This is a genomic window from Streptomyces diversicolor (assembly GCF_057537855.1).
The window spans coordinates 58914-68386 of the sequence record NZ_BAAJXA010000042.1; the positions used below are offsets into that span (position 1 = coordinate 58914).

11 protein-coding genes are annotated in these 9473 nt (G+C 72.1%); 5 read left to right on the forward strand and 6 right to left on the reverse strand.

Annotated elements, in window-relative coordinates; translation table 11 throughout:
- Positions 1-20: 20 nt before the first annotated feature.
- Positions 21-923, reverse strand: a complete 903-nt coding sequence (locus AC27LF_RS36245) for an FkbM family methyltransferase (RefSeq protein ID WP_479660594.1) — start codon at positions 921-923, stop codon at positions 21-23.
- A 101-nt stretch (positions 924-1024) separates the two neighbouring features.
- Between AC27LF_RS36245 and AC27LF_RS36250 the strand changes: the two genes are divergently transcribed.
- Positions 1025-1552 (forward strand): P-loop nucleotide/nucleoside kinase family protein, encoded by a 528-nt coding sequence (locus AC27LF_RS36250; protein ID WP_479660595.1) that lies wholly within the window; start codon positions 1025-1027, stop codon positions 1550-1552.
- Here the strand turns inward: AC27LF_RS36250 and AC27LF_RS36255 are convergent.
- Genes AC27LF_RS36255 through AC27LF_RS36270 form a run of 4 tightly spaced genes read right to left on the reverse strand, consistent with a single transcriptional unit; the run spans position 1510 to position 5472 of the window.
- Complete coding sequence (locus AC27LF_RS36255) at positions 1510-2406, reverse strand: glycosyltransferase family protein (protein ID WP_479660596.1); 897 nt, start codon at positions 2404-2406, stop codon at positions 1510-1512. The two genes, AC27LF_RS36250 and AC27LF_RS36255, sit on opposite strands and share 43 nt — an antisense overlap.
- Positions 2406-3620 (reverse strand): glycosyltransferase family protein, encoded by a 1215-nt coding sequence (locus tag AC27LF_RS36260; RefSeq protein WP_479660597.1) that lies wholly within the window; start codon positions 3618-3620, stop codon positions 2406-2408. The genes AC27LF_RS36255 and AC27LF_RS36260 overlap by 1 nt, the downstream gene beginning before the upstream one ends.
- Positions 3617-4321: a hypothetical protein gene (locus tag AC27LF_RS36265; RefSeq protein WP_479660598.1), complete on the reverse strand. Its 705-nt coding sequence runs from the start codon at positions 4319-4321 to the stop codon at positions 3617-3619. Before AC27LF_RS36265 ends, AC27LF_RS36260 begins: the two co-directional genes overlap by 4 nt.
- Complete coding sequence (locus AC27LF_RS36270; protein WP_479660599.1) at positions 4318-5472, reverse strand: glycosyltransferase family protein; 1155 nt, start codon at positions 5470-5472, stop codon at positions 4318-4320. Before AC27LF_RS36270 ends, AC27LF_RS36265 begins: the two co-directional genes overlap by 4 nt.
- 139 nt (positions 5473-5611) lie before the next feature.
- Between AC27LF_RS36270 and AC27LF_RS36275 the strand changes: the two genes are divergently transcribed.
- Positions 5612-6586 (forward strand): helix-turn-helix domain-containing protein, encoded by a 975-nt coding sequence (locus tag AC27LF_RS36275; protein ID WP_479660600.1) that lies wholly within the window; start codon positions 5612-5614, stop codon positions 6584-6586.
- Entirely contained in the window at positions 6583-7152 is a 570-nt protein-coding gene (locus AC27LF_RS36280; protein ID WP_479660601.1) for a peptide deformylase, read from the forward strand. Before AC27LF_RS36275 ends, AC27LF_RS36280 begins: the two co-directional genes overlap by 4 nt.
- Positions 7153-7407: 255 nt before the next feature.
- Here the strand turns inward: AC27LF_RS36280 and AC27LF_RS36285 are convergent, their stop codons facing one another.
- Entirely contained in the window at positions 7408-8172 is a 765-nt protein-coding gene (locus AC27LF_RS36285) for an IclR family transcriptional regulator (RefSeq protein WP_479660602.1), read from the reverse strand.
- Positions 8173-8705: 533 nt separating this feature from the next.
- Here AC27LF_RS36285 and AC27LF_RS36290 point away from each other — a divergent pair.
- Positions 8706-9077, forward strand: a complete 372-nt coding sequence (locus AC27LF_RS36290) for an SH3 domain-containing protein (protein WP_479660603.1) — start codon at positions 8706-8708, stop codon at positions 9075-9077.
- Entirely contained in the window at positions 9062-9457 is a 396-nt protein-coding gene (locus AC27LF_RS36295; RefSeq protein ID WP_479660604.1) for a hypothetical protein, read from the forward strand. The genes AC27LF_RS36290 and AC27LF_RS36295 overlap by 16 nt, the downstream gene beginning before the upstream one ends.
- Positions 9458-9473 lie beyond the last annotated feature (16 nt).

Sequence of the window (9473 nt, forward strand, 5' to 3'; positions counted from 1 at the left end):
CCGTGCGTACGGGCGCCCCGTCACAGCACCTCGGCGTCGAGGCGGGAGAAGACCAGGTCGCTCATCTCCGTGACGGGCCTGCGCCAGCGGATCGGCGGTGCGGCTCGGCGCAGGGCGGCCGGGTAGCTGGACGCGGCGTAGTCGTTGGCGAGCCGGTAGACGTGGAAGCCGTGGCCGCGCAGGGGCCCGAGGACGTCATCGACGTTCAGGCCCTGCTTGGCCAGCGTCCGGGGAGTGACCTCTACGACCAGTTCGGCATCGTCCCGCAGCCGGTGCAGCACGGGCACGAGGCCGCGCACGGCGGCGGCCTCACCTCCCTCTACGTCGAGCTTGATCAGTCGGGCGGCGGCGAGTTCCTCGCCGGTGAGGAGGGTCGGCAGCGGTGCCGCGTCGGCTTCGAAGGAGGCTTCCACGGTGCGAGGGCGCACCGTGGTGGTCCCGCCGAGGTTCGTGGAGCGCTCCGTGTAGAAGGTGAGCCGACTGGGGGTGTCGGAGACGGCGGCGTTGACGGTGCGGACGTTGCCGCACCCGTTGGCCGTGAGGTTCGCCGTCAGGGACTCGTGGAAGGCGGGCGACGGCTCGATGGCGACGACCCGGCCGGCGGGCCCAACGAGGCGGGAGGCCAGCACCGTGTAGTAGCCGGTGTGCGCCCCCGCGTCGACCACCAGGTCGCCCGGGGCGAGGCGGGAGCGCATCCAGGCGGTGAGGTGGGGTTCCCACACCCCGAACAGCCACAGGTAGCGCTGGATGACGTCGCTGGTCACAACGGGGAAGGCGGTGCCGTCGAGGGTGTGAGCCACTCCGGTGAGGGGGTGGTGCTTGAGGTGGTCGCTCAGCCGGGCGGCCAGTTGGGGCGCGCCGGGGCCGCCGGGCAGGTGGCGGACGTACGCGCGCAGGGCGTGGAGCACGGACGGAGGGATCACGGCAGGCTCCCGGGTGAGGGGGCGGCAATCGGGCCGCACGGCGGGGCGGTGGGTGGCACGCTGGGGTGAGGAGCAGGTCCCGCGACGCAGGAGGAGCCTCGGTGAAGGCGGCAGTGTCCGACCGGTCCGTGCACGGCCAGGAGAGGCCGGTGGTGTATCTGCTGGTCGGGCTGACCGGGTCGGGCAAGACGACGTACGCGAAGCGGCGGCTGGAGCCGGGTGCGGCGCGGCTGTCGGTGGATGAGCGGGTGCATGCCCGGCACGGCCGCTACGGCGTCGACTACCCGGAGCGGGACTACTTCGCGCTGGAGGCGCCGGTGGTCGCCGAGGTCCGCGAGGAGCTGGTCGCGCTGGTCGCGGCCGGGCGGGATGCGGTGCTGGATCACGGGCTGTGGCTGCGCTCGGACCGCGAGGAGTGGAAGAAGCTGGTCATCGAGGCGGGCGGCAGGCCCCGCCTGCTGTACTTCCCGGTCGACCGCGAGGAGCTGTTGCGGCGCCTTGCCGAGCGCAACGAGCGCGAGGACGCCAACGCGCTGACCGTCTCCCCGGAGGCGCTGGACGACTTCTACGCCCGGTTCGAGGCCCCTCACGACGAGGACGAGGAGATCATCGAGCCCGGCTCGTTCTGACCCGGCGCCAGGGCGGGCGGCCGCCAGGTGGCGACCAGACGGGTCGCCTCCCGCGCCCACCAGTCGGGTACGGCGGCCAGCGAGACGGGCCGGAAGTTCAGCCGTGCGGAGCCGACGGCGATCCGCCCGCCGTGCCGCTGAAGGTGTTCCAGCAGCCGCCGGGCCTCCGCCAGTCGGGCCGGTGACGCGGTCTGCCAGGTGCCGTCCGCCGAGTGCTCCGCGCGCCGTTCGACATCCCGGCGGACACCCTCGCGCCACTTGAAGTGGTGGACCACGACGGGCTGATTGGCGGGGCGGTGCCCCGGGGCGCGGTGGTTGCCGGATGCCACGGGCACGCTGGAGTGCGCGGCCACGATCTTGCGGGGGTCGCCGCGCAGGAGCCGGTGCGTGAGGAACGCGCCGAGCGGATACGCGGCGTCCAGGCCCTGGTCCGGGTCCCAGCCGGTCAGGGTGCCGTCGGCGGTGACCCGGTCGAGCATCAGCCCGCCGACCGTGCCGGTCCCCGATGTCTCCGCCGCGGCGATGACCTCCTCCAGCGGTGCGGGGTAGGAGTGGAGTTCGTCGGAGTCGGCGAGCAGATGCCACCCGGCGCCGGCGCGCTCGCGCAGGGCGTCCCGCAGCCGGGGGTTGGTGTGCTCGTGCCAGGGCCCGACGCTCACCGCGTCCGGGACGATGCCCAGTTCACGGCAGGCGGCCTGCACCTGGTGGCGCCGGTCGACGGTGACGTGCTCCGGGAAGTGGAAGGCCAGGTGGAACCGCTCGATCCCGAGGCCGCGGTAGTGGGTGACCCATGCGGTGAGCAGGGCCGGTTCGACGCCGCCGACGACGGCGATCAACGGGGGCAGGGCGGACATCAGCACGGCTCCTTCAGGTGGGCGAGGAAGGCGGTCTGTGCGGCGGCCGTGGGCACGCCGAGGTCGGCGGCCGCGGACACGGCGGGCCGGGGCAGCGGGGACCAGGCCAGGTCCCGCAGGACGGTGGCCAGGGCGGCGGCGTCGCCGGTCGGGAAGAGGCGGACCCAGTCATGCCCGGCCAGAGCCTTGGTGAGCGCCGGGTCATGGTCGGAGACGATCAGGGGGACACCCAGCCGTACGGCGTCGACCACCAGCCCGGATTCCTTGGCCACCCCGGGGTGGCGGGCGACCAGCGTCGCGTCGCAGGCGGCGTAGGCCTCCCGGACGAGCGTCTCGGGGACGGGGCCGGGGCGGGTGTGCAGGCGGACGTGCGGCAGCGCCGCCCACGTCTTGAGCCGGTGGTGGGTGGCCGGTCCGCCGACGACCAGCACGTGCACGGCGGTGTCGAGCCGGGCGAGCGCGGCGCCGACGATGCCGGTGTCCTTGTAGGGCCACCAGCCGCCGACCAGGCACACGGCCGCCTCGTGGGAGGGGATGCCGAAGGCCTCCCGCGCCCGCCCGCGGTCGGTGTCGGTGAGCCGGTCGCCGGGGTCCGCGACGGCGAACGGCCGCACGTGCAGCGGCAGGCGGGGGAAGCGGGCCGCCAGGTCGTCGCGGACGGCACCGGTGGGGGCGAGCGCGATCACCCGCCGCTCCCCCCGGCGGGCCAGACGCCCGAGCGTCCTGAGCGCGGTGTCCTCGGTGGTGACCAGTTCGTGCACGAACCGCAGGTGCGGCCCGCCGAGCAGTCCAGCGGCGCCATGCAGGGCCTCGCTGGCACTGAGCACCACCACCACGGCGGCGCCGCCGGTGAGGCGAAGCCCGGTGCGGACACAGGCGGCTTCGAGCAGGCAGCGGGACACCATCGCGACCTGGTGCGGCAGGCGCCGCACCGCAGTGGGCCAGCGGCGGGAGGCGAACGCCCGCCGCCCGTGGGCCGCGAGCTCCGCCGTGCACGTCCCGGCGGCCGCCAGCAGCGCGGGCACCACGCCGGCGGGAACGGCGACCCGGGCCCCGGCGCCCTCCAGCGCGGCCCGCGTCTGTGCCGCGACGCCGTACGGGGCGACGACCACCGTGTTGCCGTGCGCGGCCGCCAGCGCGGTCAGGGCATGGTCACGGTGGCCGCCCGGCCGGTGGGCGCCGGGTTCCACGAGGACCAGCGGCACGGCGGTCATCCGGCGATGGCCTGTTCGCCGTGACCGGCGGTGAACCGCTGGTAGAGCCATCCGGGGTCGTTGAGCTTGTCGAACAGGGCCGGGACGCGGGCGGCCTCGTGGGCGAAGGCGACGCCCTCACGGGCCCCGGAGACCGCGAACTCGGCGAACTCGCCCTGACCGCCCGCCGTCCACGCGTCGATCCGTTCGGTGGCCTCCGCGTCGGCCATGCCGTACTCGCTGCCGCGTGCGAGCATCGCGCACTCCCGAAAGCCCGCCTTCCAGGCGTGATACGGCGACTGGTTGATCCGGGTGGTCCCGGCGATGTCGGCGGCGAACTCGCACCGCCCGGGCAGTGCGGCCAACACGTCGACCGCGTCGCCGAGGTCCCGCAGGGCCGAGCGGCGGATCAGCTTGAGTCCGCCGTAGCCGTAGACCAGACCGTTGAGCGGGTTGCGGGCCCGCCACACCCGCATCGACACCCCTTCGGCCAGCGGTTCGACGGCGGACAGGGCGAACTCGGCGGCGAGGACGAAGTCGCCGTCGGCGAGCAGGAACTGTTCGCTCTCGACCACCTCGGCGGCCAGCCGGTAGGCCCGGCGCATCCCCTGCACGCCGTGCAGCCGCTTCACCTTCACCCCGAGCACTCGCTGGAGCCGGGCGTGCAGCCGGTCGGCGAGGGGTTCGTCGTAGGAGAGCATCACCGCGTCGAACAAGGTCATCGCAGGGCCTCCAGGTAGCGGGCCGCCACGGCGGCAGGGGTGAGGTCGGCGGTGGCGGCGTGGGCGCGCTTGGCGTGCACCCGGTAGAACTCGGCGTCCGTGGCCAGCCGGGTAGCGACGGCCACGGCCTGGTCCGGGGTGTCGAAGAGGAGTTCGTCGTCGATGTGCTCGGCGAGCCATCCGGTGCGCGGGGCGACGACCGGCAGGCCCATGCCCTGGCAGTCGATGACGGACATCGACCAGGGACAGCCCGGCCGGAACGGTGCGATCCCGAAGTGCGCCCCGGCCAGCAGCTCGCGGTAGCGCACCCGGTCGCCGCGGTCGGAGGCGATGGTGACGCCGTCGAGGGCGGCGAGTTCGTCGCGGTGCCGCTCGGGGCTCGGGTCCAGCCGGACCCGCTCCGGGCTGCGGGTGCCGAACAGGTCCATCACCGTCAGCGTGACGGGCGCCTGTGCCACCAGGCGGCGGGCCAGGTCGGTGAAGGCAGCGGTGCCGTAGTGGGCGTAGAGCCGGTGGTTGTAGAGGGCGGCCGCGGTGCCGTCCGGCACGGCGACGTCGGCGGGGTCGCGCACCAGGCGCTCATCACGCGGTGCGGGCACGATGTGCAGCTTCTCCCCCAGGTCCACGCCCGTGCGCGCGGCGGCCGCCGTGGTCCAGGACGCGGCGGTGGAGGAGTGCACCAGCAGGCGGTCGCAGGCCGCGAGCCCGGCGGCGAAGGCCAGCAGCACGCTGGACCCCAGTCCGCCGTCGTCCAGCGACGGGTCCGCCAGGAGCCGCCCGTCGTCGGTGAACGAGAACGGCAGGTAGTGGCAGTACCCGGCGATCAGCGCGTCCGTACCCGCTTCCAGCAGGGCGGCCCGGATGGCGGGGGCCGCCTCGATCTGGTTGGCCACCACCACCTCCGGCCGCCGACGCCGGATCAGGGCGGTCAGTGCGCTCACGCCCGGGTCGAAGCGGGCCCGGTACTTCGTGGCCGGCGCCGTGGTGGGCTCGAAGTTCACCCGCCGGTCCCCCGTGGCAACCGGTGCCGCCACCGTGACCTCAGCCCCGGCGTCCGTCAGGGCCGGGGCCAGCAGCTCGGCGAAGGTGAAGCCGGAGTCGGCCGACAACCGGTTCGGGTTGGAGACGTTGAGCAGATACAGCACGCGCATCGCAGATCCCCTCTCACCGGCCGCGACGGTCGGGCCGGTGATGGGAGCAAACCGGTGCCGGGCATGGCGACAGAATGGTGAACTGTCCTCACTCACGGTTCACTCACGCACTCAACTGGCCACGCAGGGCGGAGCTTTGATGGACGCGCAGGACGACGCGATCACCGTGGAACAGGCCACCGAGGACTTCGCCGCCGAGGTCGCGTACTGGCGCGAGGTGCGCGGCATGTCGAAGAAGGCGCTCGCCGAGCTGATGGGGTTCCACCCCAGCTACGTCAGCCACATGGAATCCGGCCGGCACAGGCCGACCGAGGACTTCGCCCGCCGTGCGGACGAGACGCTGAACGCGGGCAAGGCGATCTGGCGCCGGTGGGGCGAGTACGAGTCGGCCCGCGCCCGCCAGACCACCACGGTGGCCACCGTGCCCGCGCCACGGGGGCCCGAGCAGCCGTACGCCACCGGGTCGGCGATCGTCGTCGCGCACGACGCCGCCCGCCTCGACTACGACGGCCGCGCATACCGGCTCACCATGCGCCGCCTGCTGCGCAACACCGGCACCGCTCCGATCACCCGCTACCTGATCCGCATCTCGGTCGACCGCTACCCCGGCGACCCCGAACGCTCCAACGCCCACTACCGGCAGCACCCGCTGACCTGGGACGAACTCGCGCTCACCGCGACCTGCCGCGGGGAGGCGATGCGCTGGCAGGCCAAGGCGGACCGGGACGCGTTCAAGGAGGTGTGGCTGCTGTTCGACAACGACCAGGGCCGCTTCCCGCTCTACCCCGGCGATTCGGTGTGGATCGAGTACGCCTACACGGTCAGCGACACCAAATGGGGCAGGTGGTTCCAGCGCGCGGTCCGGCTGCCCACCGAGCACCTGGAGGTCACGCTCGCCTTCCCCGCCGCGCTCGATCCGGTGGTGTGGGGAACCGAGACCTCGATGACCGCCGAGGCCTCACCACTGCCCAGCGCCCCCGCGCGGCACGAGGAGAACGCGATGCGTCTCTTCACCTGGTCGACCGCCCGCCCGGCCCTGCACGCTCGCTATCGTCTCGAATGGCGGTTCCGGGCCCGGCCCGAACAGGACGTGAATCAAGGGGAGTTCAAGTGACCGTGGTGCAGCCCAGCGAGCAGATGCGCAACCTCGGCGTCGTCCAGCAGGGCGCCCCCGTCCTCGCCGAGGTTGCGCGCCGCTTCGATCTGCCCGCCGAACGGGAGGCCGCCGAGCAGGCCGTGGACACGCTGTTCGCCTTCATGGAGCGCATCTCGCGCGTCCACACCTTCGCCAAGGGGATGGGCATCGCCGCCCCGCAGATCGGCGTCGGCCGCGCGGCCGCCATCGTCCAGCCCGCCGAGCACGGCGCCGGTGCCATCGTGTTGCTCAACCCCCGGATCACCGACGCGTCCGACGACACGGACGAGCAGTACGAGGGGTGCCTGTCGTTCTTCGACGTCCGCGGCATGGTCCCCCGCCCCCTGCGCATCACGGTCGAGACGACGACGCTCGATGGCGCCACCATCACCACGACGTACGAGAGGGGCCTCGCCCGGCTCATCGCCCACGAGGTCGACCACCTTGAGGGGCACCTGTACGTGAGCCGCATGCGGCCGGGCGTCTACCCCATCCCCGTTGAGGAGTACCGGCAGACAGGCCGGAGCTGGGCATACGAGCAGTAGGCGGTTCCGGTCCCCACCTGACGCGGGGCATCTCACCCTCACAAACTCACCTCTTAAGAGGTGAGTTGACGGAGTGACCGGGCCCGGCACCCCCGTGCGGCGGAAACCGGGCGCACACCGTGCGACCCGTCGCTACGCTGGCCACAGGGTGCGGCGCTCCCCCCGTGGCGCCGCACCCTGACTCGACTGAGGGCCGCCCCCGGCATCCTGCTCCGGATGCCGGGGGCGGCCCTGTGTCGTGGTCGACGCGGAGGCCTACCCGGCTGCGGGGTACCCGTCGCTCTCGCCCGAGACGAGTCGGGTGAGCCGTTCGGCGGCCGCGGTGGTCGCGGCGACGGGCAGCGCCAGGTCCTCGGGCATCAACGAGGACGGCTTGAGCACGGAGACCGCACCGTAGACGGCCTCGCCCCACATCACGGGTGCGGCGACCGCACTCCAGCCGGGCACCTCCTCGCGGGCGACGGCATACCCCGCCTCACGGATCTCCGTCAGGGACGCCCCGTACGCCGCGGCGTCGCGCACCGTGCCAGGCCCGGCGCCGGCGGGAACCGGCTGCTTGAGGACGGCGGAGAGCAGCGACGGGGAGAGGTGGGCGGCGATCACACGGCCCGAGGCACCCACCCGCAGGGACTGGGCGACCTCCACCAGGTCGGCGACACCGAGCCCGAGCGACTCGAAGTCGTAGCGGCCCGCCGCACTGGCGGCGTAGGCCTTGCGCGGGCCACCGTACGGCGAGAGCACCCACAGCAGGGCGAAGCCGTCCACGGTGCGGCTCAGGCGCTCCAGTGCAGGTTGGGCGGCCGCCACGTCCGGAGTGGTGGCCATAGCTTGCATGCCGATCCGGGCAGCGCCGGGCCCCAGCCGATAGCGGCCGGGCGGCACCCGCAGGAACGTCGAGGTGGCGATCCCTGATTGCAGAATCCGGTAGACGACGGCAATGTTCAGACCCGTGGCGGCAGCAAGTTCGCTGGGGCCGTGATCGGTACCGGGTAATGCGGTGAAGGCCTGGACGACGAGCATGACCCGGTGCGCATGCAGCGTTCCGCCCGTGCGGGCTGCGGGTTCATCGTCCGGCGACGTTTGAGCAGGCTGAATTTCCTTCGACGTGGTGCGGCTGAGCATGCTGTCCCTTGTCGCGCATGTCGCCCTTCCCCCGGCGTGCGGTGGTGGGCGGTCATCCCCATAGGCCTGTGTCTGGCCCGGCGTTGCCGGTCGCGCGCACGGCCCCCGACCCCTCTAGAACCCCGTCACCCCCGTTGGTCAAAAATCGAACCACTGATCCAACCCTACATGCGCCACGCGGAACGTCTTCATACTTTTACTTCGCCCCATATCGGGCGGGGCGACCCTTCATTGCGCTACGCGAAATGAGGCCGACTCGCCACACGAAAAGGGCCACCCAACCAATCCGATATTCAGGATTATTGCGCGGTGCGAAAAGCCTAAGAGATGACGCATATTGCGCGGTGCGAAAAGATTTGACAGCCCCGTGCCGGTACTTCTTGAATTCATTTCGGTTTCACAAGCAAAGGCATTCGTGAGGGTGCCTAGAAATGACGGGGGAGTACATGCAGATGCGCAGAGTCGTCACCGCACTGACCCTGACCGCCGCTCTTGCGGGGTCCGGTCTGGCCGCCGCGGGTACCGCCGAGGCCGCCGCGAAGGGCTGCTACGTCACGGCGTCGTCGGCGAACCTCCGCTCCAAGGCGTCCACCCACTCGACCGTGGTGGGGGTCGCCTACAAGGGCAACAAGTGCAGCGAGAAGGACGTCAAGGTCATCACCAGCGGCATCTGGTACAAGGTCAAGATGACCACCGGCAACGCCAAGGGCAAGACCGGCTGGATCAGGAGCGACCTCCTCCACACCAGCGCGGACGACACGGGCATGTGCATCCCGGAGGACACGGCATGCCATCACGGCTGATCACGCGCTCCCGTGCCCGCGCCGGCGCGGTCGTGGGCGCCCTGAGCATCGCTCTCGTCACGGGCCTGGCGGCCACGCCCGCCTCCGCCAACAGCTCCGGCTGGTGGACGTCCCCGAACAAGCGTGCCGAGGGCTTCTACAACGCGCTGACCGGACGCGTCTACGCGAACGACATCAAGGCCGACGGCTACAGCGCGATCACCCAGGTCCGCACCGCCAAGCACGGCTATTTCGTGGTCGACGTCAAGGACACGGTCGCCAACAACGGCGGCTCCTGGAAGACGCCGACCCTGTACTCGGGGGTCCGCTTCAAGATGCGGGTCTGCGCCTACAAGACGAAGCCCACCCAGTGCGGGTCCTGGCACGAGTTCGACAAGTAGGAACCGAGCGCACCCA